Annotated in this window: 30 protein-coding genes; 15 read left to right on the forward strand and 15 right to left on the reverse strand. The window is 70.7% G+C overall.

Features of this window, described 5'->3' with window-relative positions:
* Nucleotides 1-58: 58 nt before the first annotated feature.
* Nucleotides 59-274 carry a hypothetical protein gene (locus ACZ6ZI_RS31060; protein WP_469526361.1) on the reverse strand — a complete coding sequence of 72 codons (216 nt, stop codon included), beginning with the start codon at nucleotides 272-274 and terminating at the stop codon, nucleotides 59-61.
* Between the two features lie 174 nt (nucleotides 275-448).
* Here ACZ6ZI_RS31060 and ACZ6ZI_RS31065 point away from each other — a divergent pair, with 174 nt between their 5' ends.
* On the forward strand, nucleotides 449-1228 hold the full coding sequence (locus ACZ6ZI_RS31065; RefSeq protein ID WP_469526363.1) for a helix-turn-helix domain-containing protein: 780 nt from the start codon (nucleotides 449-451) through the stop codon (nucleotides 1226-1228).
* Between the two features lie 102 nt (nucleotides 1229-1330).
* Here ACZ6ZI_RS31065 and ACZ6ZI_RS31070 read toward each other — a convergent pair whose 3' ends face one another.
* Nucleotides 1331-2998 carry a fumarate hydratase gene (locus ACZ6ZI_RS31070; RefSeq protein WP_469526364.1) on the reverse strand — a complete coding sequence of 556 codons (1668 nt, stop codon included), beginning with the start codon at nucleotides 2996-2998 and terminating at the stop codon, nucleotides 1331-1333.
* A 147-nt stretch (nucleotides 2999-3145) separates the two neighbouring features.
* On the opposite strand from ACZ6ZI_RS31070, the gene ACZ6ZI_RS31075 reads away from it, so the two are divergent.
* Entirely contained in the window at nucleotides 3146-3820 is a 675-nt protein-coding gene (locus tag ACZ6ZI_RS31075) for a DUF1707 SHOCT-like domain-containing protein (protein ID WP_469526367.1), read from the forward strand.
* A 192-nt stretch (nucleotides 3821-4012) separates the two neighbouring features.
* Nucleotides 4013-4414 (forward strand): WhiB family transcriptional regulator, encoded by a 402-nt coding sequence (locus ACZ6ZI_RS31080; RefSeq protein ID WP_469526370.1) that lies wholly within the window; start codon nucleotides 4013-4015, stop codon nucleotides 4412-4414.
* 245 nt (nucleotides 4415-4659) lie between these two features.
* Here the strand turns inward: ACZ6ZI_RS31080 and glpX are convergent, their stop codons facing one another.
* Nucleotides 4660-5691: a class II fructose-bisphosphatase gene (gene glpX, locus ACZ6ZI_RS31085; protein WP_249767597.1), complete on the reverse strand. Its 1032-nt coding sequence runs from the start codon at nucleotides 5689-5691 to the stop codon at nucleotides 4660-4662.
* A 235-nt stretch (nucleotides 5692-5926) separates the two neighbouring features.
* Here glpX and ACZ6ZI_RS31090 point away from each other — a divergent pair, with 235 nt between their 5' ends.
* The gene (locus ACZ6ZI_RS31090; protein WP_469526569.1) at nucleotides 5927-6463 is read left to right on the forward strand and encodes a DUF4245 domain-containing protein; all 537 of its coding nucleotides are present in this window, start codon (nucleotides 5927-5929) and stop codon (nucleotides 6461-6463) included.
* Between the two features lie 139 nt (nucleotides 6464-6602).
* Here ACZ6ZI_RS31090 and ACZ6ZI_RS31095 read toward each other — a convergent pair whose 3' ends face one another.
* The 4 genes from ACZ6ZI_RS31095 to ACZ6ZI_RS31110 form a co-directional block, all read right to left on the reverse strand.
* Nucleotides 6603-7193: a malonic semialdehyde reductase gene (locus ACZ6ZI_RS31095; protein ID WP_363053054.1), complete on the reverse strand. Its 591-nt coding sequence runs from the start codon at nucleotides 7191-7193 to the stop codon at nucleotides 6603-6605.
* A gap of 100 nt (nucleotides 7194-7293) precedes the next feature.
* Complete coding sequence (locus ACZ6ZI_RS31100; protein ID WP_469526373.1) at nucleotides 7294-7533, reverse strand: exodeoxyribonuclease VII small subunit; 240 nt, start codon at nucleotides 7531-7533, stop codon at nucleotides 7294-7296.
* Nucleotides 7534-7615: 82 nt separating this feature from the next.
* Nucleotides 7616-8959: an exodeoxyribonuclease VII large subunit gene (gene xseA, locus ACZ6ZI_RS31105; RefSeq protein ID WP_469526374.1), complete on the reverse strand. Its 1344-nt coding sequence runs from the start codon at nucleotides 8957-8959 to the stop codon at nucleotides 7616-7618.
* A gap of 33 nt (nucleotides 8960-8992) precedes the next feature.
* Nucleotides 8993-10360: an APC family permease gene (locus tag ACZ6ZI_RS31110; protein WP_469526377.1), complete on the reverse strand. Its 1368-nt coding sequence runs from the start codon at nucleotides 10358-10360 to the stop codon at nucleotides 8993-8995.
* 106 nt (nucleotides 10361-10466) lie between these two features.
* On the opposite strand from ACZ6ZI_RS31110, the gene ACZ6ZI_RS31115 reads away from it, so the two are divergent.
* Both ACZ6ZI_RS31115 and ppgK read left to right on the forward strand, forming a co-directional pair.
* A complete protein-coding gene (locus ACZ6ZI_RS31115; protein WP_469526379.1) occupies nucleotides 10467-11480 on the forward strand; it encodes a 4-hydroxy-3-methylbut-2-enyl diphosphate reductase in 1014 nt (337 codons plus the stop codon).
* Between the two features lie 55 nt (nucleotides 11481-11535).
* Complete coding sequence (gene ppgK, locus ACZ6ZI_RS31120; RefSeq protein ID WP_469526382.1) at nucleotides 11536-12282, forward strand: polyphosphate--glucose phosphotransferase; 747 nt, start codon at nucleotides 11536-11538, stop codon at nucleotides 12280-12282.
* Nucleotides 12283-12306: 24 nt separating this feature from the next.
* On the opposite strand, the gene ACZ6ZI_RS31125 is transcribed toward ppgK, so the two are convergent.
* Nucleotides 12307-12696, reverse strand: a complete 390-nt coding sequence (locus ACZ6ZI_RS31125; RefSeq protein WP_469526385.1) for a DUF6542 domain-containing protein — start codon at nucleotides 12694-12696, stop codon at nucleotides 12307-12309.
* Nucleotides 12697-12922: 226 nt separating this feature from the next.
* Here ACZ6ZI_RS31125 and ychF point away from each other — a divergent pair, with 226 nt between their 5' ends.
* Nucleotides 12923-14011: a redox-regulated ATPase YchF gene (gene ychF / locus ACZ6ZI_RS31130; protein ID WP_469526387.1), complete on the forward strand. Its 1089-nt coding sequence runs from the start codon at nucleotides 12923-12925 to the stop codon at nucleotides 14009-14011.
* Nucleotides 14012-14094: 83 nt separating this feature from the next.
* On the opposite strand, the gene ACZ6ZI_RS31135 is transcribed toward ychF, so the two are convergent.
* From ACZ6ZI_RS31135 to ACZ6ZI_RS31150, 4 genes are all read right to left on the reverse strand, one after another.
* Complete coding sequence (locus ACZ6ZI_RS31135; protein WP_469526390.1) at nucleotides 14095-14358, reverse strand: type II toxin-antitoxin system RelE family toxin; 264 nt, start codon at nucleotides 14356-14358, stop codon at nucleotides 14095-14097.
* Nucleotides 14351-14620, reverse strand: a complete 270-nt coding sequence (locus ACZ6ZI_RS31140) for a type II toxin-antitoxin system Phd/YefM family antitoxin (RefSeq protein WP_126274136.1) — start codon at nucleotides 14618-14620, stop codon at nucleotides 14351-14353. Before ACZ6ZI_RS31140 ends, ACZ6ZI_RS31135 begins: the two co-directional genes overlap by 8 nt.
* A gap of 155 nt (nucleotides 14621-14775) precedes the next feature.
* A complete protein-coding gene (locus ACZ6ZI_RS31145) occupies nucleotides 14776-16743 on the reverse strand; it encodes a GmrSD restriction endonuclease domain-containing protein (RefSeq protein WP_469526394.1) in 1968 nt (655 codons plus the stop codon).
* A 478-nt stretch (nucleotides 16744-17221) separates the two neighbouring features.
* Nucleotides 17222-17728: a hypothetical protein gene (locus ACZ6ZI_RS31150; protein WP_469526395.1), complete on the reverse strand. Its 507-nt coding sequence runs from the start codon at nucleotides 17726-17728 to the stop codon at nucleotides 17222-17224.
* 455 nt (nucleotides 17729-18183) lie between these two features.
* Here ACZ6ZI_RS31150 and ACZ6ZI_RS31155 point away from each other — a divergent pair, with 455 nt between their 5' ends.
* Entirely contained in the window at nucleotides 18184-18465 is a 282-nt protein-coding gene (locus tag ACZ6ZI_RS31155) for a type II toxin-antitoxin system Phd/YefM family antitoxin (protein ID WP_469526399.1), read from the forward strand.
* Complete coding sequence (locus ACZ6ZI_RS31160; RefSeq protein ID WP_469526401.1) at nucleotides 18462-18716, forward strand: Txe/YoeB family addiction module toxin; 255 nt, start codon at nucleotides 18462-18464, stop codon at nucleotides 18714-18716. Before ACZ6ZI_RS31155 ends, ACZ6ZI_RS31160 begins: the two co-directional genes overlap by 4 nt.
* 176 nt (nucleotides 18717-18892) lie before the next feature.
* Here the strand turns inward: ACZ6ZI_RS31160 and ACZ6ZI_RS31165 are convergent, their stop codons facing one another.
* Nucleotides 18893-19684 (reverse strand): HEAT repeat domain-containing protein, encoded by a 792-nt coding sequence (locus ACZ6ZI_RS31165; RefSeq protein ID WP_469526404.1) that lies wholly within the window; start codon nucleotides 19682-19684, stop codon nucleotides 18893-18895.
* 109 nt (nucleotides 19685-19793) lie between these two features.
* Here ACZ6ZI_RS31165 and ACZ6ZI_RS31170 point away from each other — a divergent pair, with 109 nt between their 5' ends.
* Nucleotides 19794-20285 (forward strand): cupin domain-containing protein, encoded by a 492-nt coding sequence (locus tag ACZ6ZI_RS31170; protein ID WP_469526407.1) that lies wholly within the window; start codon nucleotides 19794-19796, stop codon nucleotides 20283-20285.
* 68 nt (nucleotides 20286-20353) lie between these two features.
* Complete coding sequence (locus ACZ6ZI_RS31175; protein ID WP_469526409.1) at nucleotides 20354-20704, forward strand: nuclear transport factor 2 family protein; 351 nt, start codon at nucleotides 20354-20356, stop codon at nucleotides 20702-20704.
* Between the two features lie 31 nt (nucleotides 20705-20735).
* Here ACZ6ZI_RS31175 and ACZ6ZI_RS31180 read toward each other — a convergent pair whose 3' ends face one another.
* Nucleotides 20736-21749, reverse strand: coding sequence for an SMP-30/gluconolactonase/LRE family protein (locus ACZ6ZI_RS31180; protein ID WP_469526412.1), 1014 nt, complete (start codon nucleotides 21747-21749; stop codon nucleotides 20736-20738).
* 77 nt (nucleotides 21750-21826) lie between these two features.
* On the opposite strand from ACZ6ZI_RS31180, the gene ACZ6ZI_RS31185 reads away from it, so the two are divergent.
* The 4 genes from ACZ6ZI_RS31185 to ACZ6ZI_RS31200 all read left to right on the forward strand — a co-directional run bounded on the left by ACZ6ZI_RS31185 (nucleotide 21827) and on the right by ACZ6ZI_RS31200 (nucleotide 25620).
* A complete protein-coding gene (locus ACZ6ZI_RS31185; protein ID WP_363053084.1) occupies nucleotides 21827-22264 on the forward strand; it encodes a MarR family winged helix-turn-helix transcriptional regulator in 438 nt (145 codons plus the stop codon).
* A gap of 181 nt (nucleotides 22265-22445) precedes the next feature.
* Entirely contained in the window at nucleotides 22446-23585 is a 1140-nt protein-coding gene (locus tag ACZ6ZI_RS31190) for an alpha/beta hydrolase (RefSeq protein ID WP_469526415.1), read from the forward strand.
* A gap of 170 nt (nucleotides 23586-23755) precedes the next feature.
* Nucleotides 23756-24835, forward strand: coding sequence for an alpha/beta hydrolase (locus ACZ6ZI_RS31195; RefSeq protein ID WP_469526416.1), 1080 nt, complete (start codon nucleotides 23756-23758; stop codon nucleotides 24833-24835).
* A complete protein-coding gene (locus tag ACZ6ZI_RS31200) occupies nucleotides 24832-25620 on the forward strand; it encodes a trypsin-like serine peptidase (protein ID WP_469526419.1) in 789 nt (262 codons plus the stop codon). Before ACZ6ZI_RS31195 ends, ACZ6ZI_RS31200 begins: the two co-directional genes overlap by 4 nt.
* Here ACZ6ZI_RS31200 and ACZ6ZI_RS31205 read toward each other — a convergent pair.
* The gene (locus ACZ6ZI_RS31205; RefSeq protein WP_469526421.1) at nucleotides 25596-26636 is read right to left on the reverse strand and encodes an EamA family transporter; all 1041 of its coding nucleotides are present in this window, start codon (nucleotides 26634-26636) and stop codon (nucleotides 25596-25598) included. The two genes, ACZ6ZI_RS31200 and ACZ6ZI_RS31205, sit on opposite strands and share 25 nt — an antisense overlap.
* Between the last annotated feature and the right edge of the window lie 37 nt (nucleotides 26637-26673).

Consider the following 26673-nt stretch of genomic DNA (forward strand, 5'->3'; position numbering starts at 1 on the left):
TAGGTCACCGCGCCTTCCCACGTCCGGCCCGAGTCGCGCGAAACCCGAACGGTGAGGGTCACCGGAAGACCCGGTGGGAACGGTGATCGCGCATCCTGACGTTCGAGTCGGAGACGGCGGAGCAGTCGCCGCGCCGGTGTGCCGCCGACCGCTTCGCGTTCTCCTCTCCACAGGTCTCGCAGCCCTCCACGGGCGTGGGTTGGAGGGCCGGCAGGGAGAGGGTCACGGCTGCGCCGAGACCTCCGCCCGGGGCTCCGTCGTTCTGGCTTGCCATCACTCGCCCCCTCGTCCGGTGGCCGGGTTGGTGAGGTAGATGTTCCTGTCATCGGGCGGCCGGAACGACGGCACTTCGGGCGTCGCCTGGGCGTCACTCGGCAAGGCGTCAATGACGCCGCCGCAGGCGTCAAACCGGTGTCATTGCAGGCGGGTTGGGGCTAGCTTTGACGTCATGACGACGACCGTCGTGGTGCCGAACGATGTGTTGCGGGCCGTGCGTATCGGCCTGCGGATGAGCCAAGACGACCTTGCCAAGGCCCTGCGACGGGCAGGGGTGGAGCTGGGAGAACCCAACGAAGCGTCGAAGCGTCTGGTACAGCGCTGGGAGTCGGGTACGAGCAGGACACCCCGGGGTGTGTACGCCAGGGCGTTGGAGCGGGTCACGGGCCGCCCCGTCGAGGCCCTGGGGTTCTCCCTGCCCGTGCCGATGGCGAGGGTCCACGCAGACGGAACAGGAGGGCATGACATGGATGCAGGGGCAGAGGGTGTCACCTCCGCCACCGTAGGCGCGCAGTCGGCAGCGCGGAGCGCCCAGGAAACGTTCGGGGGCGTCTGGCTCAGCCGGTACGAGTTCTACTCGTCCAGCCGGGGAGACACGTACGAGGGCAAGCACTACGTGGTGATCGTCCAGCACGGGAACCGGCTGACGGCTCAGAGCCTGCCGGGGGCGTCCTCGAACCCGGACAGCCCGCTCACCCTGGATCTGACCGTTGACCGCAACGTGGTCACAGGGTCGTGGGTGGAGCAGACCGCTTCGGACGGCTATTACAACGGGGCCCGGTATCACGGGGCCGTTCAGCTCTTGGTTGAGCCGACCGGCCGACGGATGGCCGGAAAGTGGGTCGGCTTCGGGAAGGACTTCGACGTGAACACGGGCCCCTGGGAACTCCGCCTGGTGGACAAGTCCACGTCGAAGGCGACGCTGGAGCGGTACAGCGTCGCCCCCGAGTAGGAGGAACGCCAGGCCTGCGCCCCCGCACGGGAGAGGGGCAGGCCTGGCAAAGGAGCCCCTGGCAAGCGCGCCGGGGGCTCCTCTGGTCGTTCACAGGCCGGGTTACGCCAGACCGGGACCCCGCACCGGGATGTGGGTGAACGTCGGCTCCGGGGCCGGGTTCTGGAAGAAGTCGTTGCCCTTGTCGTCCACGACGATGAACGCCGGGAAGTCCTCGACCTCGATCTTCCAGACCGCCTCCATGCCGAGCTCCTCGTACTCCAGGACCTCGACCTTCTTGATGCAGTCCTGCGCCAGGCGCGCCGCGGGGCCGCCGATCGAGCCGAGGTAGAAGCCGCCGTGCGTGCCGCACGCGTCGGTCACCTGCTGCGAACGGTTGCCCTTGGCCAGCATGACCTTGGAGCCACCCGCCGCCTGGAACTGCTCGACGTAGGAGTCCATGCGGCCGGCCGTGGTCGGGCCGAAGGAACCGGAGGCGTAGCCCTCGGGGGTCTTCGCGGGGCCCGCGTAGTACACGGGGTGGTCCTTGAGGTACTGCGGCATCTCGGCGCCCGAGTCCAGCAGCTCCTTGATCTTGGCGTGCGCGATGTCGCGCGCCACGACCAGGGGACCGGTGAGGCTCAGGCGGGTCTTGACCGGGTGCTTGGTCAGGGTCGCGAGGATCTCGTCCATCGGCCGGTTCAGGTCGATGGAGACCACGTCCGCCGACTCGTCCAGCTGCGCGTCGGTGGTGTCCGGCAGGAAGCGCGCGGGGTCGCGCTCCAGCTGCTCCAGGAAGACGCCCTCGGCGGTGATCTTCGCGGTGGCCTGGCGGTCCGCGGAGCAGGACACGGCGATGGCGACCGGCAGGGACGCGCCGTGGCGCGGCAGGCGCACGACGCGGACGTCGTGGCAGAAGTACTTGCCGCCGAACTGCGCGCCGATGCCGATCTTCTGCGTCAGCTCGAAGACCTGCTGCTCCAGGGCCTCGTCGCGGAAGCCGTGGCCCAGCGGGGACCCCTCGCGCGGCAGCTCGTCCAGGTAGTGGGCGGAGGCGTACTTCGCGGTCTTCAGCGCGTGCTCGGCGGAGGTGCCGCCGACGACGATCGCCAGGTGGTACGGCGGGCAGGCCGCCGTGCCGAGCGAGCGGATCTTCTCCTCCAGGAACTTCATCATGGAGGCCTCGTTGAGGACCGCCTTCGTCTCCTGGTAGAGGAAGGACTTGTTCGCGGAGCCGCCGCCCTTGGCCATGAAGAGGAACTTGTACGCGCCGCCGTCGGTCGCGTACAGCTCGATCTGCGCGGGCAGGTTCGAGCCGGTGTTCTTCTCCTCCCACATGGTGAGCGGGGCCATCTGCGAGTACCGCAGGTTCAGGCGCGTGTAGGCGTCGTAGATGCCGCGCGAGAGGGCCGCCTCGTCGCCGCCCTCGGTGAGGACGTTCTGGCCGCGCTTGCCCATCACGATCGCCGTGCCCGTGTCCTGGCACATCGGCAGGACGCCGGCCGCCGCGATGTTCGCGTTCTTGAGGAGGTCCAGCGCGACGAACTTGTCGTTCGACGAGGCCTCCGGGTCGTCGATGATCCGACGCAGCTGCGCCAGGTGCGCGGGGCGCAGGAAGTGCTGGATGTCGTGGATGGCCTCTTCGGCGAGCTTGCGCAGCGCCTCGGGCTCGACCTTGAGGAACGTACGGCCGTCGGCCTCGAAGGTCGAGACGCCCTCCGAGGTCACCAGCCGGTACGGGGTGGTGTCCTCGCCCAAGGGCAGCAGGTCGGTGTACGCGAACTCCGGCATGGTGGCCATTCCTCACTCGGCAGACTGCGCTGGCGACCTTTTGGCAGCGCGACTCACCAGCGTAGAACGTCCCGGCGCGGCTGTGTTGGTGAGGTAAGGCTCAGTCGGTAGTATCGCGATCTATCGTGTCTCGCTATGCTGGGCGACGTGGACCTGGAAAAGCACCCCGCCGCCCCCGGCGCCCCCGCGGCCGCCGCCCCCGCAGAGCTGCGCGCCTCCGACGCCGACCGGGACCGGATCGCGCAGATCCTCGCCGACGCCGTGGCCGAGGGCCGGCTGACCGCCGAGGAGCACTCCGAACGGCTCGATTCCCTCTACGCCCGCAAGACCGTCGGCGAACTCGACGCCCTCGTGCGCGACCTCCCGGCCGGCGCTCCCGCCGCCGCGCCGGCCGCCCCGTACGCCGGTGCGACCAGGCCCGCGGTCGGCCCCGTCGAGACCGTCGTCGCGGTGTGCAGCAGCTCCGCCCGCAAGGGCCGCTGGCGCCCCGCGGCGCACACCCGCGCGGTCTCCGTCATGGGCGACATCACCATCGACCTCACCGAGGCCGTCTTCGAACAGCAGATCACCGAGATCAACGTGACCTGCGTACTCGGCAACGTCGAGGTGCTCGTCCCCGAGAACGTCACCCTGCGCGGCTACGGGAGCGGGGTCCTCGGCAACTTCGAGGTGCGCGGCGAGAGCCGCGGCGAGACCGACCCGCAGGCACCCGTCGTGATCGTGCGGGGGTTCTCCCTCCTCGGCAACATCGAGGCCCGCCCCAAGCTCGGTGCCCGCCTGGTCGACCTCGCCCTCAGGCTCCGCAAGCGCCTCGAAGGCTGAGGCTCCCCGCGGGGCGGGACGCGGCCCGACGCGTCCCGCGCCCGCGGCACGGCATGCACACGCGCCTCGCACGGGCATCGTATTTCGGTCGAACCTCCCGCCCCCGGTGGCACACAGTGCATAGGGGCACGCACAGCGGGTAGGGACAGGTGCATCGTGTCTCGCTCGCGTATACGTCGTCAGGAGTAGACCGTGCCGCATCCGCCGCATCAGTCCCTGCAGGCAGCCGCCGTCCAGAGCCTTCAGACGCGCCCGGCCGCCGTGCCGAAGCCGCGGGCGGCGGACCGGGAGGAGGACGGCCCATGGCACGCGGAGGCGGTGTGCCGCAGGGACGAGGCGGGCCTGTTCTTCGCGCCCTCCAAGGAGCCGACCGCCGCCCGACTGGCCCGTGAGGAGGCGGCCAAGCGCGTCTGCGCCCGCTGCCCCGTGATGGTCGCCTGTCGTGAGCACGCCCTCCTCCAGCCCGAGCCCTACGGCGTCTGGGGCGGCCTCACCGCCGCCGAACGCCGCGTGGTGCTGGGCCGCAGGCGGCGCAGGGCCGCCGAGCTGCTCCCGGGCGCGGCCGCGTCCGGCCCCGTGGCCGCCGCCGGCTGAGCGGCTCGGGCCCCGCGTCCCGCCCTCCCGCCGTCCCCGCCCCTCGACCTCGTCTCCGCGGACCCACGACGCCCGCGGGACACCGGACACCGGGCTCCCGCGACCCACGACGTCCGCGGACCCCGCGCGAGCGAGCCGCGAGCCGCGCTCAGCGCTCCGTACCCCCGCACGCGACGGAGGGGCGGTCCCCCGCACCGGGACCGCCCCTCCGTCGTACCGTCACCGGCCGAAGCCGCGTACCCCCGCTACTTCGCGCGGTCGAAGTCGATCGCGCTGTACGCGCGCAGCTTCGACAGGCGGTGCGTGGAGTCGATCTGGCGGATCGTGCCCGACTTCGAGCGCATGACCAGCGAGGAGGTCGTCGCGGTCTCGGAGCGGTAGTGGACGCCGCGCAGCAGTTCGCCGTCCGTGATGCCGGTGGCGACGAAGAACACGTTCTCGCCGGACACCAGGTCGTTGGTGTGCAGGACGCGGTCCAGGTCGTGGCCCGCGTCGAGGGCCTTCTGGCGCTCGGCCTCGTCCTTCGGCCACAGCTTGCCCTGGATCGTGCCGCCGAGGCACTTTATGGCGCAGGCCGAGATGATGCCCTCGGGGGTGCCGCCGATGCCCAGGAGCAGGTCCACGCCGGTGCCCTCGCGCACCGCCATGACCGAACCGGCGACGTCGCCGTCCGAGATGAACTTGATGCGGGCGCCCGTCTCGCGGATCTCCTTGACCATGCCCTCGTGGCGGGGGCGGTCCAGGATGACGACGGTGACGTCCTCGACGGCCATGTTCTTGGCCTTGGCGACCCGGCGGATGTTGACCGAGACGGGGGCGTTGATGTCCACGAAGTCGGCGGCCTCGGGGCCGGTGACGAGCTTCTCCATGTAGAACACGGCGGACGGGTCGAACATCGAGCCGCGCTCGGCGGCGGCCAGGACGGCGATCGCGTTCGGCATGCCCTTGGCGTTCAGGGTGGTGCCGTCGATCGGGTCGACGGCGATGTCGACCTCGGCGCCCGTGCCGTCGCCGACCCGCTCGCCGTTGAAGAGCATCGGAGCTTCGTCCTTCTCGCCCTCGCCGATGACGACGACGCCGTTCATCGAGACGGTGGAGATCAGGGTGCGCATCGCGTTGACCGCGGCGCCGTCGGCGCCGAGCTTGTCACCGCGGCCGACCCACCGGCCCGCGGCCAGGGCGGCGGCCTCGGTGACCCGTACGAGTTCGAGGGCCAGGTTGCGGTCGGGGGCTTCGGGAGAGACTTCGAGCTGGGGCGGCAGGTTGTGCTCGGTCATCGGAGCGCACCTTTCTGTACGACGACGGCCGGGATGTGAGGGTGCTGGAACTCTATCGGTACGTCGACATATTGAGCAGAGCGGGTCACGTATGAGCGGAATATCGGTCGTTCGGTTGGCCTGAGCGGACATCTTGCGGCACGTCCCTCCCGTGTGGAGCGCGCGGCGCGCACGCCACGCCCGACCCCGTCGGTGATCGCCGGCGGCCATGCGGGACGATGGGGGCGTGGCAGGTATGAAAGGCAAGCAGACGGTCTGGGACATGGTCCGCTCGTTGGCGGTGATCGGTGTCGTCGTGGCGGGGATCTACCTCTTCGTCCCGCACGACGACGAGGCCGACCCGACGCGCACGGTCGACTACCGGGTCGAGACCCTGACGGCCCGGCGCGCGGCCCCGTACCCGGTGGCGGTGCCCCTGGGGCTCCCCCAGGAGTGGCGGGCGACGTCGGTCACCTACGAGCGCAAGAACGCGAACGCCTGGCACCTGGGCTTCCAGGACCCGGACCGCGAGTACGTGGCGGTGGAGCAGTCCACCGACACCTCGGAGAAGTACGTCACCAAGGTCACCCAGAAGGCCACGGCCACGGGGCAGACCCAGCAGATCGGCGACCGCTCCTGGGAGCGCTGGGACGGCGAGAAGTACGACGCCCTGGTCCTGCGCGAGCAGGGCTTCGTGACGGTCGTGACCGGTACGGCGCCGGCCGACCGGCTGACGGCGATGGCCGCGGCGCTGGAGTTCAAGCAGGGTCCGCAGGCGCCGCAGGCGCCGTAGACCCGGTAGACCCCCCGTAGGCCCGGCGCCCCGGTGGACCCGTGGGCGCGCGGCGCGCGAGCGCCCGAACACGCGGAAGGCCGCCCACCCCGTACGTCGGGGTGGGCGGCCTTCTCGTCGTGCGCGGGGGCCCGGGGGATCAGACGGTGGTGACGACCTGGTCGAAGTCCAGGCGCGGGGAGCGGGGGAACCAGGCGTTCTCGCCCGGCTTGCCGATGTTGATCACCATCAGCGGGGTGTGGTCGGCGTCCAGGAACTCCTTCTGCACACCGGCGAAGTCCAGGCCGGTCATCGGGCCGGCGGCCAGGCCGGCGGCGCGGACGCCGACGATGAAGTAGGCGGCCTGGAGGGCGCCGTTGACCAGGGCGGACTGCTCGCGGACCGGGCGCTCGGAGAAGAAGGCGTCCTTGGCCTGCGGGAAGTGCGGCAGCAGCTGGGGGAGCTCCTCGTGGAACTCGTTGTCCACGGACAGGATCGCGACCAGCGGCGCGGCGGCGGTCTTGGCCTGGTTGCCCTCGGCCATGTGCTTCACGAGGCGCTCGCGGGCCTCGGCGGAGCGGACCAGCGTGATGCGCAGCGGGGTCTGGTTGAAGGCGGTGGGGCCGAACTTCACCAGGTCGTAGATCGCCTGGACCTGCTCCTCGGTCACCGGCTCGTCGGAGAACGAGTTGGCGGTGCGGGCCTCGCGGAAGAGCAGGTCCTGTGCGGCGGCGTCGAGAACGAGAGACATCGAAAAGCCTTCTTCTGTACGGAGGTGAAGCGCGATGTCCTGAACTCTACGGTGAAAGTAGATGAAATTTCAACTAAAGCGGTGTCGGGGGTGGCCCGAATCACTCCTGGCGGCCGGCCGCGTCCCCTTCGGCCTCCGCCTCGCGGGCGGCCAGGGCCGAGTCCAGCCGGGCTCGCGCCCCCTCCAGCCAGCGACGACACACCTGGGCCAGCTCCTCGCCGCGCTCCCAGAGCGCCAGGGACTCCTCCAGGGAGGTGCCGCCGGCCTCCAGCTTGCGGACGACCTCGATGAGTTCATCGCGGGCCTGCTCGTACCCCAGCGCCGTATCGGTTTCAGCCATTCCCGTGATCGCTCCCTGAATAGTAGGTGTGTAGTGCATCGAGATTGTTGCCGGAGTGTGTCGAGACCGTTCGTGGACGCGGCTACGCCCGAGGCGCGGGACCCGGGGCCGTGTCCGAGGGCGCTTGCGGGGTGGTGGCCCGGGTCGCGTCCCGGGCCCCGTCCCGGGCCGCGTCCCGGGCGCCATCCTGGGCCGCGTCCTGGGCGGCGTCCTGGGCCGCGTCCGTCACGGTAACCGCGAACTCGCCCGCCGCGACCCGCGCCCGCAGCGGCTCGCCCGCCGTCACCTCCGCCGGCGCCCGCACCACGTGTCCGTCGGCCCGCTGGAGCACCGCGTACCCCCGCTCCAGGGTGGCGGCCGGCGACAGCGCCACGACCCGCGCCCGGGTGTGCTCCAGCTCCGAGTCGGCCCGGTCCAGCAGGTGCCCGAGCGTGCGCCGGCTGCGCCCGAGCAGGGCCTCCAACTCCGCCTCCCGGGCCTCCACCATCCGCTGCGGGTGCACGAACACCGGCCGGGCGAGCGCGTGCGCCAGTCCCCGTTCCTCCCGGTCGAGCAGTCCGCGCAGGGCGCGCAGCCCCCGACCCTGGAGCTGGCGCACCCGCTCCAGCTCCTCCCCGACGTCCGGGACCACCTTCTTCGCCGCGTCCGTCGGGGTGGAGGCCCGCAGGTCGGCGACCAGGTCCAGCAGCGGGGAGTCCGGCTCGTGCCCGATCGCCGAGACCACGGGGGTACGGGCCGCCGCCACGGTCCGTACGACCTCCTCGTCCGAGAACGGCAGCAGGTCCTCCACGCTGCCGCCGCCGCGCGCCACGATGATCACGTCCACGTCGGGCCGGGCGTCCAGCTCCCGTACGGCCTCGATCACCTGCGGTACCGCGTGGACGCCCTGCACGGCCACGTTGCGCACCTCGAACCGGACCGCCGGCCACCGCCGCCGGGCGTTCTCCAGCACGTCGCGCTCCGCCGCCGAGGCCCGCCCGACCACCAGTCCGATCAGCTGCGGCAGGAACGGCAGGGGCTTCTTGCGGTCCAGGGCGAACAGCCCCTCGGAGGCCAACGACCGCTTGAGCCGCTCCAGGCGGGCCAGCAGCTCCCCGATGCCGACCGGACGGATCTCCGTCACCCGCAGGGACAGCTGTCCGCGCGGCGCGTACCACTCCGGCTTGGCCAGGACGACGACCCGCGCGCCCTCCGTGACCACGTCCGCGACCTCCTCGAAGACCTGCCGGAAGCAGGTCACGCCGACCGAGATGTCGTGCGAGGGGTCGCGCAGGGTCAAGAAGACCACCCCGGCTCCCGGGCGCCGGTTCAGCTGGGTGATCTGCCCCTCCACCCAGACCTGCCCGAGCCGGTCGATCCAGCCGCCGATCAGCCGGGAGACCTGACCGACCGGGAGCGGCGCGTCCGCCGACGTGTTGAGAGCCATGCAGGCAGGCTAACCGGCCCGGCTGACAGCGTCTCAGGCGGCGGGGCGGGTCGTGCGGCGGCCGCGCTGGACGAACAACACCACGAGCCCCACCGCCAGCCACACCGCCCCCACCAGCTGCGCCGCCCGGGACGCCTCGACGATCACCGCCACCGTCACCACCGCGCCCAGCACCGGAACCACCAGGTGCTTCCACCACACGGGAGCGCCCCCGCCCCGCTTGACCACGAACCAGCCGACCACCGACGCGTGCAACAGGGTGAACGCCACCAGCGCCCCCACGTCCACCACCGAGACCAGGTGGTCCAGCCCGTCGTCGCGCCGCGCCGCCCACACCGCCGCCACCAGCGTCACCGTCGCCGCCACCAGCAGCGCCACCCGCGGGGTGCCGTGCGAGGTGCGGGCGAGCGCGCGCGGCAGCCGCCCTTCCCGGGCCATCGCGAACAGCAGCCGCCCGGCCGCCGCCTGCCCCGCCAGCGCCGCGAACGCCGCCCCCACGGCCTTGCTCACCGCCACCAGGTCGTGCAGCCACACCCCCACCGACGCCTCGACGCTGTCGTAGAAGGCCGGCCCCTGCTTCGCCGGATCGGCGGCCAGCTCCGCCGAGGAGACCGGCGTCAGCAGCGCCGCCAGGTAGGTCTGCGCGATGAACAGCACCCCCGTCAGGGCGAGGCAGAACAACACCGCCCGCGCCACCCGCGCACCGCCGCCCGTGACCTCCTCCGCGAACGAGGCGATGGCGTCGAAGCCGAGGTAGGACAGGACCGCCACCGACACCGCGCCCAGCACCGCCGCCGTACTGAACCCCAGCGAGCCGTCCCCGGTCAGCGGCGACAGCCAGCCCCGCCGGGCACCGTCGCGCACCAGCACCGTCACCGCCGCCACCAGGAACACCAGCAGCACCACGATCTCCATGGCCAGCACCGCGAAGCCCACCCGGGCGGCCGCCCGTACGCCCCACAGGTTCAACGCGGTGGTGACCACCACGGCCAGCGCCGTCCACACCCACTGCGAGACCGCCGGCACCAGCGCGTGCATCGCGATCCCCGAGAACAGGTACGCCACCGCCGGGATCAGCAGGTAGTCCAGCATCGCCATCCACCCCGCGATCAGCCCCGGCCCCTCGCCCAGCCCCTTGCGGGCGTAGGTGAACACCGAGCCGGCCTGCGGGGCCACCCGCACCATCTGCGCGTAGGAGAAGGCCGTGAAGGCCATCGCCACCGTGGCGACCAGGTAGACGAGGGCGACGGCCCCGTGCGACTTGGCGTCCAGCGTGCCGAAGACCCCGACCGGGGCCATCGGGGCGATGAAGAGCAGCCCGTAGACGACCAGGTCCCGGAAGCCGAGACTCCGCCGGAGCGCCGTGGGCTCGGGCGGGCGGGAATCCGTAGCGGATGTCATCGTTCCTCCGGGTGATCTCCGGTGCGGACGTTCGACCGGATCCCTGCGCGTCCCCGCAAGTCTCTGCCGAACGGGGGACGTCCGGCCTGCTGGAGACCCCCGTACGATGGAGCGTATGACTGCTCCCGCCCCCGCTCCCGCATCCCGCCGCGTCCTGCTCGCCGCCCCGCGCGGCTACTGCGCGGGCGTGGACCGAGCCGTGATCGCTGTCGAGAAGGCCCTCGAGCAGTACGGTGCGCCGGTCTACGTCCGACACGAGATCGTGCACAACAAGTACGTCGTCCAGACGCTGGAGAAGAAGGGCGCCATCTTCGTCGAACGGACGGAGGAGGTCCCGCCGGGCAACATCGTGATGTTCTCCGCGCACGGCGTGGCCCCGGTGGTGCACGAGGAGGCGGCGCGCGGCCGGCTCGCGACGATCGACGCGACCTGCCCGCTGGTCACGAAGGTCCACAAGGAAGCCATCCGCTACGCCAACGACGACTTCGACATCCTCCTCATCGGCCACGAGGGCCACGAGGAGGTCATCGGCACCTCCGGCGAGGCCCCCGACCACATCACGATCGTCGACGGCCCCCACGACGTGGACAAGGTCACCGTCCGTGACGAGTCCAAGGTCGTCTGGCTCTCCCAGACCACCCTCTCCGTCGACGAGACGATGGAGACGGTCGACGCGCTGAAGACCAAGTTCCCGCTGCTGGTCTCCCCGCCGAGCGACGACATCTGCTACGCCACCTCCAACCGGCAGGCGGCGGTCAAGGTCATGGGCGCCGACTCCGACCTGGTCATCGTCGTCGGTTCGAAGAACTCCTCGAACTCCATCCGCCTCGTCGAGGTCGCCAAGGACGCGGGCGCCAGGGCCGCCCACCTGGTCGACTTCGCGAGCGAGATCGACGAGGCCTGGCTGGAGGGCGTCACCACGGTCGGCCTGACCTCGGGCGCCTCGGTGCCGGAGGTGCTCGTCGAGGAGGTCCTGGAGTGGCTCGCGGCCCGCGGTTACGCGGACGTGGAGATCGTCAAGACCGCCGAGGAGTCCATCACCTTCTCGCTGCCCAAGGAACTGCGCCGCGACCTGCGCGCCGTGGCGGCCGAGCTGGTGGCCGACGGCTCCGACAAGTAGCGGCCGGCGGCTCCGACGAGTAGCTACGGGCGCGGCTCGTTCGTACGGTGATTCCATGCAGATCTTCGGTGTGGACATCGGCGGTTCCGGCATCAAGGGCGCTCCCGTCAACGTGGAGCGCGGCGAGCTCGCGCAGGAGCGGCACAAGGTACTGACCCCCCACCCGGCCACCCCCGACGGGGTGGCCGGATGCGTCGCCGAGGTGGTCGGCGCCTTCGACTGGAGCGGCCCGGTCGGCGTCACCTTCCCGGGCGTGGTCACCAACGGCATCACCCGCACGGCCGCCAACGTCGACAAGGCCTGGGTCGGCCTGGACGCGGCGGCCCTGCTCTCCTCACGGCTCGACGGGCGCCCTGTGACGGTCCTCAACGACGCCGACGCGGCCGGCGTCGCCGAGATCACCCACGGGGCGGGCCGCGGCGTGGCGGGCACGGTGCTGCTGCTGACCCTGGGCACCGGCATCGGCAGCGCCCTCTTCCGCGACGGGGTGCTCGTGCCCAACACCGAGCTGGGGCACCTGGAGCTCAAGGGTCACGACGCGGAGACCCGGGCCTCGGTCAAGGCCAAGGAGGACGGGGACCTCAGCTGGGAGCGCTGGTCGCACCGGCTGGCCCGCTATCTGGCCCACGTGGAGATGCTCTTCTCGCCCGACCTGTTCATCCTCGGCGGCGGGGTGAGCCGCAAGCCGGAGAAGTTCCTGCCGCTGGTCAAGGACCACGTCCGGGCCCCGATCGTCCCCGCCGAGCTCCAGAACAACGCGGGCATCGTGGGCGCGGCGATGGCCGCGCGGGGCGCCGCGTAGCCGTCCCCGGCCGCCCCGCTCCTCCTACGCCGTACTGCTGCGCCGGGCCGCCGCGGCCCGCCTGCGGCCGCTGAGCGCGGCCCGGCGCACCAGCGCGATCAGGGCGGCGACGAGCGTGCCCGCGTACAGCCAGCCCGCGTGCAGGGACAGCGCGGACACCACCCCCATCAGCTCCCCGCCGAAGCCGCCGGAGCCGCCGGAGACGGGCCACACCCCGGCGGCGAAGGCGATCGGCACGGAGATGGGCGCGGTGATCAGGTCGGCCGGCCTCACCCAGACGGCGGTCGCGGCGGCGACGGGCAGGAACAGCAACCCGTACGCGAAGAGCGAGGAGTCGAAGAGCAGCCAGGAGACCCCGGCGACCAGCAGCATCGCCACGCAGGCGAACAGCCCGCCGCCGAGACCGGTCAGCATGGGCCGCGGCATCCGCCGGGCCGGCCCGGCGGCCGGGGGACGGGGCCGTCGCGCCTGAGGGTGAGGTACCGAACGCATCCTGTATTGCTCCACCCCACCAAACTAGGCGGGAGGGCACCGAGTGGCCGCCTGGACACGCGTACATCCACCGGCGCTCATCGGAAAGTAAACTGTCCGACGGCCCACTCCGGGCCGCCGCCCCCTCCAGCTACGGGAAGTCGCCAACGTGTCGCTCACGATCGGAATCGTCGGCCTGCCGAATGTCGGCAAGTCGACCCTGTTCAACGCCCTGACCAAGAACGACGTGCTGGCGGCCAACTACCCGTTCGCCACCATCGAGCCGAACGTCGGCGTCGTCGGCGTGCCGGACCCGCGTCTGGCCGTCCTCGCGGGCATCTTCGGCTCGCACAAGGTCCTGCCCGCCACCGTCGACTTCGTCGACATCGCCGGCATCGTGCGCGGCGCCTCGGAGGGCGAGGGCCTCGGCAACAAGTTCCTCGCGAACATCCGCGAGTCGGACGCGATCTGCCAGGTCATCCGCGCCTTCAAGGACGAGAACGTCGTCCACGTCGACGGCAAGGTCTCGCCGAAGGACGACATCGAGACGATCAACACCGAGCTGATCCTCGCCGACCTCCAGTCCATCGAGAAGGCGGTGCCGCGCCTGACGAAGGAGTCCCGCCTCCAGAAGGACAAGGTCGCCGTTCTGGCCGCCGTCGAGAAGGCCCAGAAGATCCTGGAAGCGGGCGAGACCCTCTTCTCGAAGGGCATCACCAAGGGCACCGAGCAGGGCGACCTCCTGCACGAGCTGCACCTGCTGACCACGAAGCCGTTCCTGTACGTCTTCAACGTGGACGAGGACGAGCTGACGGACGACGCCTTCAAGGCGGAGCAGTCCGCGCTGGTCGCCCCGGCCGAGGCCATCTTCCTGAACGCGAAGCTGGAGGCGGACCTCGCGGAGCTCGACGACGAGGAGGCCCTGGAGCTCCTCCAGTCGGTCGGCCAGGACGAGCCCGGCCTCGCCACCCTCGGCCGCGTCGGCTTCGCCACCCTGGGCCTCCAGACGTACCTGACGGCCGGCCCGAAGGAAACCCGCGCCTGGACGATCAAGCAGGGCGCCACCGCCCCGGAGGCGGCGGGCGTCATCCACACCGACTTCCAGCGCGGCTTCATCAAGGCCGAGGTCATCTCCTTCGCGGACCTCGTCGAGTGCGGCTCGGTCACCGAGGCCCGCGCCAAGGGCAAGGCCCGCATGGAAGGCAAGGACTACGTCATGCAGGACGGCGACGTGGTGGAGTTCCGCTTCAACGTCTGATTGGACGTGGACAAACGGCCTGACCTGCGAGAAAGCAGGTCAGGCCGTCGTGCTGTCCGCAGCAGTCCGCAGAACGGGAGCAGCTACGTGTCGTAGACCGTGGAGCGGTGTCCGACGTGCACGACCCACACCACGAGCTCCCCGTTGTCGATCGTGTAGACGACGCGGTAGTCGCCGAATCGCAGTCGCCGGCGTTCCGGCTGCGATACGAGCGCGGTGGTGTTGAAGCCGAGGGGGTCGCTCTCCAGCTCGGTCAGCTTGGCCAGGATGCGCAGCGCCATGTCGCGAGGGATCTTCCGAAGCTCGGCCTGGGCCTCTGGCCGGAAGACGGTTCGGTACTCACTCACCTCGCGCCAGTGTCTCCCTCATGATGTCCTCGATCGGGATGCCGGGAGCCGGGTTGGCCATGCGCTCGTCGATGATCCGGTTGATCTCGCGCTCTTCCCACTCCTGGTACTTGCGCAGCACCTCAATGGAGACGACGGCGGCGACTTCCTTGCCCCGGCGCGTGATCACCGTGGGTACGTCGTCGCGATCCGCGCGCTCCACGACCTCAGCCAGGTGTGCGCGCACGTCGCGGATGGACTCTGTGGGCAGCGGCCGTGTCATGCGCTCAAGCGTACCGAGTGTGCCATGTGTACACAACGGACGTGTGGTGATGATCGGGCTGCCTCACCGTGAGCCCGTTGTGGAGGGAGTGCCGGGCGCGGCACTGTTGTGGCTTCTCCCGGCATCCCGTGCGGATCGATCTCGTCTGTCTCAGGTCACGTTGATGCGTGCTCGGCGCGCATGTTCCTGACGTACCGGCGCAGGGCGTCGGCGCTGTGGAAGACGCGATAGTCGCTCGCTTCCATCGCTGCCTGCTCTGCGGGCGTCGTGTCGATGGCCAGGACCACGGACCCGCCCACCTCCTCCTGGAGGCCATGAGGCCAGTAGGCGGTGGCGATGGCGATCGCCTCACCCGTACTGGGATCGACCACCTCGCTGTCCAGGTCGGGCGTCGCGAATCCTGCTTCCTGGACCTCAAGCAGGAGCGCCGCGAGGCCGGGAACGTCGTCGAACGAGGTTGGTTCGGACACCGCCACAGCAGTACGCGGAAGGCCGGATCGTGAGGGAGAGACGAGGTCTACAGGGGCTGGGCCATCGTGGAGCGCGTCCAAGAAGTCGTTTGCGGCGTACGACAGGAGTTCGCGACGCGCGGCCAGGAACTTCGGGTAGTTTTCAACGCGCCAGAGTTCCGGATCCACCGGGATCCACTGTGATTCCAGCGCGCCCGGCATACGCATCGTGATCTCCGCAAGGTACTCCGCGGGATTCTTGGCCCCAACCCGTAGGTTGGTGTCCTGCGTGAGGAAGCAGAAGTTGGCCACCGCGTTGATCTCGGCGTGACTGTACCCATACGCGCGCAAGCGAGCCTTGGGAAAGATGTGGTGCACCTGGAGGGAGTTCAGTCGGCCCAGCATGCCGTCCCGCAGTGGTACCCCGCTGTCCAGATCCTGCGCGCCGTGGACCCGCGTGAGCATGTACAGCAGGGGGTAGAAGCGCGATCCCATGCTGGCACCTGCGAAGTCGTCGGGGCTCACCTGCAGTCGTCCGCCGTTACTGCGTCGCAGCACGTCGATGAGCAGCTCGACTCCGCCGTCGTCGAGCGCCTTCAGATCCTGATTGAGCGTAGTTTCCGTCGCTCCCGTGTGACGGCCCCACAGGAAGCTGTGGACATACCAGTAGAAGAGCCGGTCGCGGGTTGTCCCGTCAGGGAATCGTCCGCCGTGGATGTGGAGCAGACGGCTCATGACAGGAAAGGCTCCCCGGCCACTGATGACCCTTCCGTGGTCGAGCCCCAGCCGTCCGCCCAGCGCGTTGAGCATGTAGTCGACGGAGTCGATGGTCCCTTTCAAGCCGGCCTGGAAGGGCAGGACTCCAACTTCTGCGAGCTTCGAGAACTGCGCCTCGCCGGTGAGCACTGCGTTGACATTGCGCAACAGCCAGTCGAGCTTGAAGTCGAACCCTGCCGCGGACCAAGTCGTCAGGGCCCCGTTCATCGTCGGCCGGGCTTCCGGCCATGAGGCGCAGATCGCAGCCAGGGCCAGATCGCCTTTGGAGAGCTTGGTGCCGCCGGAATTCACCCGGTTGAAGATTTCGACGACGACATCGATGGTCTTGTCCTCACCTGTGACTTCGTCGATGTGGACCTCTCGGTCCATGATCTGGGTGATGCGGTTCAGGCGTTCGATGTAGGTGGACAGCACCTCGGTGTCTCCGTCAGCCAGTTGGTTCACCGTCTGCAGGTGGGTGCTCAGACCGTTGCGAAGGAGAGAGGTGACGTCCAACCACAAGGGGTTGTCCTTCATCTTCGCCGGTGCGTAGAACTCGAACGTCTCTGTATCCAGGTTGAAGTGCAGCCCTGTCAACGTTGCGGGGTTCCCCTCGAAGAAGTGGGGAGGCCGACCGCGGGTCACGCCGTAGAGCGTGGTCACTCGCTGCTGCCCGTCCAGCAGAAGGTTTACAGTGCCGTCCCTGTCGGCCCGGACCCCTCTGGTCTGGGTGCTTTCAACCTTGGTTCCCCAGGTGAGAAAGCCGCCGATCGGGTAGCTGCGATAGAGGGACTGGAAGAATCCGCGTACCTGGTCGCGGGTCCATACATATCCGCGCTGGAATTCCGGCAGGGCGATGTCGCCGGAGTCGATCTTGTCGAGGATCTGGGCAATGCGCATTGTCTTCCTGATCTCCAAGCCCCGGCGGCTTCCCCCCACCAGGTTGCGATCATCGTAAAATATCAGTCACGTCGAACGGTGGCCCCGGGAAGGGGCCAGAGGCTTGGGCAGGTCATCGGCATCCTGCTCCTCCTCCCTGCTCCAGCCGCCCTCATGACCGCCCTGATAGGCCGACGCTCCGTTTGGGCTTCGACTGCAGGCAGGACACAGCGGCTCGCCCCAGCTCTCCGCTGCGCGCCAGGACGACGTCACCACTTCGGAGGGGGGAATCGCTCCAAGCGGCATCCTGCTCACTGTCGCGTCGGATGTTCGCCGTACTGAAGTCGATTCCTGTCAGGTCTTTGGGCACCACGACCGGGACGCCCCGAAGCAGCACACGAGGAACGTCACCGTCGCTGTGAGCCGCTTGTTCGCCCTCACCGACGCGTATCGCCGGCCGTCGGCGCTCGATCACGTAGCCGTAGCCGGTCTCCTCGGGGTGCCGGAACGGCGTCGGTCACCTCTCCGGGTGTAGGTCGGTGCGGTCGATCCAGGTGGGAGCGACGAAGATGGTGTCGGCGCCGTGGGCTTCGGTGGCTTCCAGGAGGAACCATGTGCGGGCTTCCTCGACCAGGTGCTTCCAGGGCGCAGGCCAGTCGAGCTGCCAGTCGAGGCCGGGGCCGGAGACGCCGTACGTGTGGCTGGCGGCCACTCGCCGGAACCGGGAGTAGAGGATCAGTTGGGAGTGGTCGGCCAGGTCGTCGACGATCTCCGCGAAGTGGGACGAGGGCCAGCCGGGGCTGTCCGGTCCGGTACCGGCGCGCAGGCGGGCGGTCGGGGAGGGGACGACGGGGCTGCGGGCGTCGAGGTCGGTCAGGGCCCAGCGGATGGCGACGTGTTCGGACTCGTCGTGTGGAGTCTGCCGCTCCAGGCAGGCGCGGTAGGCGCGCCGCAGGGGCTCGACCGCGTCCTCGATCTTCAGGCTCGCCAGGATCTCATACGAGCCGAGCACGGCGTCGAGCACGCGGTGTCCGCAGCAGGGGCAAGGTGTAGCGGTCGCTCACCTGCGCAGTCTCGTCGTAGGTCCCGCCGGTGTGCCATGGATTTCTCCGCCACGGCACCCCCGGCCAGTCCGTAGCCAGTCCGCCGGACTGTCCTAAACAGTCATCGGGAGCCAACGCATGCCAACAGGGAAATGGCTGGTCGGAGCCCCGGACGGGGCTCCGCCGCAGGTCAGGATCGGGCGGCAGACATTCCGCTTCGACGTGTTGGTCGGCTGCCTGCCGTGATGCGGATGATCTGGCAAACGTGCAGCTCAAAGGGGGTCGGCTCTTCGGAGTCGGACCCCTGACCGTTTCCCGTGCCGGGATGGCGCCGGGAAGCGCGACCCCGCGGCACCTCTCGTCACCCGGCTCTCCCTGCCCAAGGAGTGCCGAAGTGGTACGTTATCAAGTACCACTTCGGGGAAGAGGTCAGGCCATGTCCATAACCGCCAGCGAAGCCCGCAGGGAACTCTTTCCGCTGATCAAGAAGGTCAACGAGAATCACGAGGCCATCGAGATCGTCTCGAAGCACGGCAACGCCGTGCTCGTCTCGGCCGAGGACTACGCGGCCCTGCGCGAGGGCTCCTACCTGCTGCGCTCTCCGGCGAACGCCCGCCGGCTGCTCAAGGCGTACGAGAATGCCCTGGCGAACATCAACGTGTCGGAGCGAGAACTGATCGATCCGGACTCGGCGGACGCGGGTGCGGGTGCCGGGTGAGGCTTGTCTTCGAGGATCAGGGCTGGGAGGACTACACGTCCTGGCTCAAGAGCGACCGCAAGATGCTCGCCCGGATCAACAAGCTCATCGAGGACGTCAGGCGTGACCCCTTCTCGGGGATCGGCAAGCCCGAACCCTTGAAGTACCACCTGCCCGGCGCGTGGTCGCGGCGGATCGACGACGAGCACCGCCTCGTCTACCTGGTGACGGAGAGGGAGATCATCATCCTTGCGGCTCGGTACCACTACTGACCGCGGGAACCTTCGGAAGGGGTCGACTCCGTCGGGCGTCGGCCCCTTCGTCGTGACCGTCAGGTGTCGTACGCGGACGAGGGGTGTCCGATGTGCGCCGTTCAGGGCGAGGTGGCGCGGGAGGCTCCCGTACATCCTCGTCACGTGGCTCTCGGCGGGTTTCGTGACGGCGGCGGTCACCCCTCCGGGTGCAGGTCGCTGCGGTCGATCCAGGTGGGGGCGACGAGGATGTCGTCGGCGACCGGGGCCTCGGAGGCCTCCAGCAGGGACCAGGTGCGGGACTCCTCGACCAGGTGCTCCCAGGGCGCGTCCCAGTCGAGTTCCCGGTCCAGGGAGGTGCCGGAGAGGTCGTACGCGCGGCCGGCGGTCACCCGTCGGAACTGCGAGTGGAGGATCACCTGGGCGTGGTCGGCCAGGTCGTCGACGATCGCGGCGAAGTGCGCCGAGGGCCAGCCGGGGGCCTCGTCCGGGGGTATGGAGCGCAGGCGCGCGGTGAGGGCCGGGACCACGGGGGTGCGGGCGCCGAGGGTGGTCAGGGCCCAGCGCAGTCCGTCGGGTTCGCTCCGGTCGGGCGGGGTGCGCCGGTCCAGGCAGGCGCGATAGGCGCGGCGGACGTGTGCGACGGCCCCGTCGATCCTCAGGTCCGTCAGGGCGATGGCGGCCCATTCGCGGACGGCGGCGTCCTCGCTGTCGAGCAGGCCGACGAGGGCGGGCCCGCAGCGGGGGTCGGCCACCTCCTCGAAGACCTCGATGGCGGTCAGCTGCCCGAAGGCGTCGAGGGAGGGCAGGCCGTCGATGAGGGCGGGTACGGCTTCGGCGCCGATGCGGATCAGCTCCGCGCGGGCGTCGTAGGACGGGCCCGTCGAGTCGTCGAGCCGGCTGATGAGGTGTGCGAGGCGGGAGGGCGTGACGTCGGCCCGTCCGGGTTCGGGGAGCGGGTGGGGCGGCGAAGGGCGGTGGCGACTCACCCGCGCAGTCTCGCCGACCGGTCGCCGCGCGGGAATACCGGGCCGGGCCGGGTGTTGATCACGGCCGGGAGCGGAGGCTTCCGGCGGGACCGGCGACCAGGGGGATCCGATGTCGTATCCGGAGTATCCGGAGCAGGTGTACCACCGCGAGCAGGGCGAGGTCAGCGCGGTCTTCCGGACCGTGGACACGCCGCCCGAGCTGGGGGCGGCGGGCGGGGACGCGATGCACTACCTGGCGACGAAGGCCTCCACGCGCGGGGAGTTCGGGCTCTACCGGGTGGAGATGAGCGCGCGGGCCGGCGGTCCGAAGACGCACTTCCACAAGACGATCTCGGAGTCGTTCTTCGTGCTCGACGGCACGGTCCGGCTGTTCGACGGCGAGCGGTGGGTCGACGCGGGCAAGGGCGACTTCCTCTACGTGCCCCAGGGCGGTCTGCACGCCTTCCGCAACGACTCCGACGCACCCGCCGAGATGCTGATGATCTTCGCCCCGGGGGCCCCGCGCGAGGAGTACTTCGAGGGGCTGGCGGCCATGGCGGACGCCACGGACGAGGAGCGCGCGGAGTTCTTCGTGCGCCACGACTCCTACTTCGTCGACTAGCGCGTACTTCGTCGACCGGTTCGGCCGGAGTCCAGGAGGGCTCCGGGGGGCGCCGGCAGGCTGGGGGGATGGACTACCAGGGGCTGATCGAGGCGTTCATCGGGATCGTCAACGAGGTCGACGACGGGCGGCGGCGAACCGGCGTCGAGGTGCTGTTCACCGAGGACGCCGAATACTGCGACCCCGACGTACGGGTGCGCGGGCGCGAGGCGCTCGTCGAGCACCTCGCGCGGCTGCGGGCGAGCTTCCCGCCGGGGGTCTCGTTCTCCCTGACGGGAAAGGTCGACGGCCACCACGAGCAGGCCCGCTTCGGGTGGGCCTTCGGGGAGGAGGGCGCCCCGGTGCTGGTGGGCACCGACGTCGCCCTGTTCGAGGACGGTCGGATCAGGGGCGTCCACGCCTTCTCCGACCCGAGCTGAACCCCCCGCCCGGAGCCCCCCCCGGAGCCCCCTAGAGCCCCCGCACCGCCGCGACCGTGAAGGTCGTCGGGGCGCCCGTGGTCGGGTTCATCGGGCCGCCGTCCCTGTCGAACTGGGAGCGCACCACCAGGGTGCGCCCCGGGGTGTGCGCCAGGGTCGTCGGGATCTGGAGCGACGCGTCCGTGACGGAGCGGACCAGGCGGGCGCGGGTGCCGTCGGCGCTCAGCTGCCAGCGGGTCAGGGTGTTCGGCAGGTTCTGGGCCACCCGCAGGACGCCGCCGGCGGCGAGGTCGAGGCCGTCGGCGGCCTTCAGGTCGCCGCCGCTCAGGGCGACGCGGCCGATCGCACCGGTGCGCAGGTCGACGCGGTGGAGCTCGCCCGCGGTCATGTCGACCGTCAGGAGGTAGCGGCCCGCGGGGTCGGAGACGATGCCGTTCAGCGCGAAGCTCCCGGCCGGCGACGGCGCGAGGTGTCCGCTCAGGTCGTGCGCCACGGTGAGCGGGCCCGAGCCGGTCCGCAGTTCGGCCGGGGTGACGCGGTAGACCACCGCGCGGACGCTGTCCGTCAGGTAGGCGGTGCCGTCCGGGGTGAGGGTCAGGTCGTTGACGAAGCGGGGGCCTTCGCCCGGCACCTCGAAGTGCGCCAGGCGGGCGCCCGACCGGGTGTCGTACACGGACACCCCGGCGGTGGAGTCGGTGACCCACAGCCGGTGCCGGGCGGCGTCGACGCGCAGGCCGTTCGCCGTGCGCCTGCCGTCGCGGCCGGCCGGGAGGAAGACCTCGGCCGTACGGGCCCCGGGGCGGGCGCGGTACACGGTGCCGTCCGCGTAGGAGCCGACGTAGACCGCACCCGTGCGCGCGTCGGTGGCTATGCCCTCGGGGAAGACCTTCGCGCCGGGGAGGGTGAACGCGGTGGAGACGGTCGGGGCCCCGCCGGCCGCGGCGGGGGCGGCGCCCGCGGTGCCGAGGGCGCCGAGGGCGCCGAGGGCCAGGGCCGCGACGGTGGTCAGGGTGGCGAGCCGGGAAAGCTTCGAGGACTTCGGCATATGTGCATCCGTTCGATCGAGTGTGCTCGAAGAGTAGTTAGGGTTCTAATGCTTGGCAAGGGTCGTAGGATGCGCCCATGACCTCCATGCCCCCCGAGGAGCGGATCGGCGCGCACGTGAAGCGCGCCGAGCAGGCGCTCCTCGCGGCGAAGTCCGCCGCGCTCAAGCCGGCCGCAGTAACGGTTCCGCAGTACGCCGCGCTGCTCTGGCTGGCCGAGAAGCCGGGCATCTCCGCCGCGGCGCTCTCCCGGCTCTGCGGGGTCACGCCGCCCACCATGAACACGGTGCTGAAGAACCTGGACGAGCGCGGGCTCATCGAGCGGACCCCGCACGAATGGCACCGCAACGTGCTGGAGACGCGGCTGACGCCGCGGGGCCGCGAGGTGATGGAGCAGGCGGACGTGGCCGCCGTGCGGGTGGAGCGGGCGCTCGCCGACGCCTTCTCCGAGGAGGAACGGGAGCGGCTCGTCGAGCTGCTGGGGCGGTGCGCGGACGTGCTCGACACCCTGAGGTGACGCGGGGGCGGCGCCGGGGCGACCCCGCCGTGACGTTCGGGGGCCGGGGCCGGTGTCGACGTTCGTCACAGGTTTTTGCGAGCATTTGGAACTTCGTGGGCCGTTCCCCCATCCCAACGTAGGGGATGTCCACCCGTCCTGCCCCGCCCCGGGGCAGGCATGACCGTTCGGAGCGAAGTTCGTGCACGAGTACCCGCAGCAGTCGTCCGGCTACGAGCCCGAGCCCCCGCGCGGGAGCGGTCGGGGGAGCGGGAAGTCCCGGCGCGCGATATGGATCGGCGCGGGCGTCGCCTGCGTGCTGGCCCTGGGCGGCGGAGGCTTCGCCGCCTGGAAGTACGAGTGGTTCTCGGGCAACGGCGAGGCCGTCAGCTTCGGCAAGAGCCCGGCCGGCGGCGCGGACGCGAGCGCCGGGAAGAAGGGTTCCGACCCCTCCGCGCCCGCGGGCAAGCCGAGCGGTGACCCGGACGTGCTCATGCCGTCCGGTCCGAGGTCGGAGTTCAAGCAGACCGCCAAGCTCGACGACGGCACGATCATCGCGAAGACCCGCCTGGCGGGCGCCAAGTCCGGCTTCGAGGGCGACGTCTGGGTCTGGGCCCCCAAGGAGTACGACGACCCGAAGTACGCCAAGAGCGCCTTCCCGGTCCTCATAGCCCTGCCCGGCGGCAACGGCTTCCCGGCCAACTACTGGTCCGACCGCAGCCTCGGCCTCCAGAAGGCCGTCGCCGAGGGCGCCTCGGCGGGCACCAGCCTGCCCTTCATCCTCGTCATGCCGGTGCTCAACCCGGACAACAAGTACTACTACGACGGCGCCGACATACCCGGCCAGGCCAAGATGGGCACCTGGATGGCCGAGGACGTGCCGGACTTCGCCCGCAAGAACTTCCGCACCTACAAGTCCCGCGAGGGCTGGGCCTTCATGGGCAACTCCTCCGGCGCCTTCGTCGGCCTCAAGCAGGTCATGCAGCACCCCGACCGCTTCAAGGCCGTCATCGCCAACGGCGGCGAGATCGTCCCGGACTCCCCGCTGTGGAAGGGCCACCAGGCGGAGATGGACGCGAACAACCCCGAGAAGCTCGCGCAGAAGCTGATCGACACCAAGGGCCCCGACGTCCACGTCGCCTTCCAGTACGGCACCAAGGAGGGCGGCCGGGCCCGCCTGGACAAGTTCCAGCAGCAGTTCGGCAAGGGCCCGATCAAGGTCACGATCCACGAGATCAAGGGCGGCGACCACAACGGCTGGGACTACGTCCGGGGCATGAAGGAGAGCGCGCTCGCCGAGGTCAGCAAGGTCCTGAAGGGCCCCAAGCCCGAGGCCGGCTGAGCCGCCCCGCCCCGACCGCCCCGCACGGGGGCGCGACGTGGCACGCGCCACGTCACCCCGGTCCCAGGCAACCCTTCCGCTCGTTCACACCTCTGTCAGGGGTGTAAGGGGGACCTATCGGTCCGACCCGCGTCCAACCAGGGCGCCGGAGAAGGAACGGGAACAAATCCGTGCAGTATGACCAGCAAGGCGACGGCGGCACCGTGACCAAGGCCCGCCGTCGCCCCAAGCGCCTGCGCCAGATCATCCTCGTCGGCGGCCTCGCGGCCGTCCTCGCCGCCGGGGGCGGCGCCGCGTACAAGTTCGGCCTGTTCTCCGACATAGGGGATCCGGTGTCCTTCGGGAAGATCCAGGAGTCGGCCGCCGCCGAGGACATCCGTCCCGGGGTGCTGATGCCCACGGGTCCCAAGGCCGAGTTCGCCCGCACCAGCCGGCTGCCCGACGGCACGCAGATCGCCAAGACCACCCTGGTCGGCGCGAAGTCCGGCTTCACCGGTGACGTGTGGGTGTGGGTGCCGAAGGAGTACGACGAGCCCCGGTACGCCAAGAGCGCCTTCCCGGTGCTGATCTCCCTGCCCGGCGGCCGCGGCTACCCCACGAACTATTGGGGGACCGGCCCCGGCCTCGGCCTCCAGCAGGCCGTCGCGGACGGGGCCGCGGCGGGCACCAGCCTGCCCTTCATCCTCGTCATGCCGGTGACCAACGCCGACACCAAGCACCACTTCGACGGCTCGGACATCCCCGGAGAGCCCAGGATGGGCACCTGGATGGCCGAGGACGTCCCGGATTTCGCGAAGGCCAATTTCCGCACCTTCACCTCCCGCGACGGCTGGGCCTTCATGGGCTCCTCGGCCGGCGGGTTCAACGGCCTCAAGCAGGTCATGAAGTACCCCGACCGCTTCAAGGCGGTCATCGCCAGCGGCGTCGACATCGTCCCCGACTCCCCACTGTGGAAGGGGAACCGGCAGGCCATGGACGCGAACAACCCGGAACGCCTGGCCGAGAAGCTGATCAAGGCCGGCGGTCCGGACGTCTACGTGAACTTCCAGATCGGCACCAAGGAGAGCGGTCGCGATCTGGCCGAGAAGTTCATGAAGGAGTACGGCAGGGGCCCCGTGCACACCTCGCTCCAGGTGATCCAGGATGGTGAGCACAACGGAAAGTCGTACGTACGTGGCATGAGGGAGGGCTCCCTGGCGTGGATCAGCAAGGTGATGCAGGGACCGACACCCGACCCCGCCGTGCCGTGAGCCCGGTGGTGAAGGGGGCCTCGGCCGCGGCCGCGGCGGGCATCACGGCGGTGTGCGCCGCCGTGTTCCTCACGGCGTCCGCCGAGCGGCCGGTGCACCCCTTCCCGACCGTGGGCGTGCTGATGGCGGGCGGCGAACACTGGTGCACGGCGAGCGTGGTCGACAGCCCGAAGGGCAACGTCGTCGCCACCGCCGCGCACTGCGTGGCCCCCGCCGGCGAGGACGGACAGCCGGGCGAGGTCGCCCACGACGGCCTCGCCATCGGCGAGCTCTCCTTCGCCCCCGCCTTCTCCGGCGAGGGCTCGGGCACCCAACCCCTCGGCACGTGGAAGGTCCGCGCCATCCACGTCGACGAGCGGTGGACGAAGTGGGGCGACGAGACCGCCGACTACGCCTTCCTCACCATCGACCCGGACGAGGACGGGCGCGGCGTCCAGGAGCGGGTCGGCCGCGGCGAGGCCCCGACGCCCGACTGGACCTCCGGCTACGAACGCGACGTCACCGTCGTGGGCTACCCGGAGTCCGAACACAACCCGCAGAACAAGCCGGTGTCCTGCACCACCCAGACCCGCCACGACCTGGACGACCCCGCCATGCTGTACATCAGCTGCGCCGGCTTCTGGACGGGCACCAGCGGCAGCCCCTGGATCGCCGACCGGGGCGGCACGGGCAGCCCGGGGCGCCTGATCGGCGTCCTGAGCGGCGGGGACACGGACGTGGACTCCACCGCCGCGCTCTACGACGACCGGGCCAAGGCCCTCTACGAGCGGGCCGCGCGGGGCTGAGCGGAGCCGGGCTCGGCGGCCGGGTCCGGATCCGGGGCCGGGTCGGGGGCGGGAGCGGGGGCGGCCGGTGGCCCGGCCTTGCGCCGTTCCGTACTGACGATCACGCCGACCGCCGCCACCACGATCCCGCCGCCGGCCAGGATCGGCCAGGTCAGGGCCTCGTCGAGGATCAGCGCGCCCAGCGCGACGGCGACCACCGGATTGACGTAGGCGTACGTGGACACCAGCGACAGCGGCGCCGACCGCAGCAGCCACGCGTACGCGGTGAAGCCCACCGCCGAGCCGATCAGCGCCAGGTAGGCCAGGGCCACCCAGGAGGCGGTGGAGAAGGAGCCCACGTCCAGGCCGCGGCCCTCCCCGCGCAGCAGCCCGATCGCGATCCCGGCGACCCCGCCGACCAGCATCTGGTAGGCGCTGCCGGTGAAGGGGTTCGTCGGCGTCGACAGCTTCGAGCCCGAGAAGGAGCCCAGCGACCAGCTCACGGAGGCCGCCAGCACGAGCAGCACCCCCGAGAGCCGGACCTCCCCGCTCAGCCCGGGGCCGATCAGCACCGCCAGGCCGGCGAGGCCCACCAGCACCCCGACCAGGGTCCACGCGCGGGGGCGGTCCCCGCTGCCCGCGCGCAGCAGCACCACCCACATCGGGACCGACGCCACCAGCAGCGCGGCGAGCCCGGACGGCACCGAGGTCTCGGCCAGGGCCACCAGGCCGTTGCCGCCGGGGATCAGCAGCAGCCCGACCAGGACGGTGGAGGCGAGCTGCCGACGGGTGACGCGCAGCGCGCCCGGGCCGAACCGCACGGTGACGGCCACGGCCAGGACGAGCCCGGCGGTGATGAACCGGGCCCCGGCCGACAGGAACGGCGGCATGGTCTCGACGACGATCCGGATGCCGAGGTAGGTCGACCCCCAGACCACGTACACGAGGGTGAGGGCGGTCCACACCGCGCCGCCCGTGCGCCGCGCGGACGCGGTCGGCGCGGTCGGCGAGGTGTCCACCGGGCTCGCTCTGTTCATGAGCGGATCGTACGGTCGGCCCACGGCCGCGTCCCCT

This window comes from Streptomyces sp. NPDC103540, from assembly GCF_055584445.1.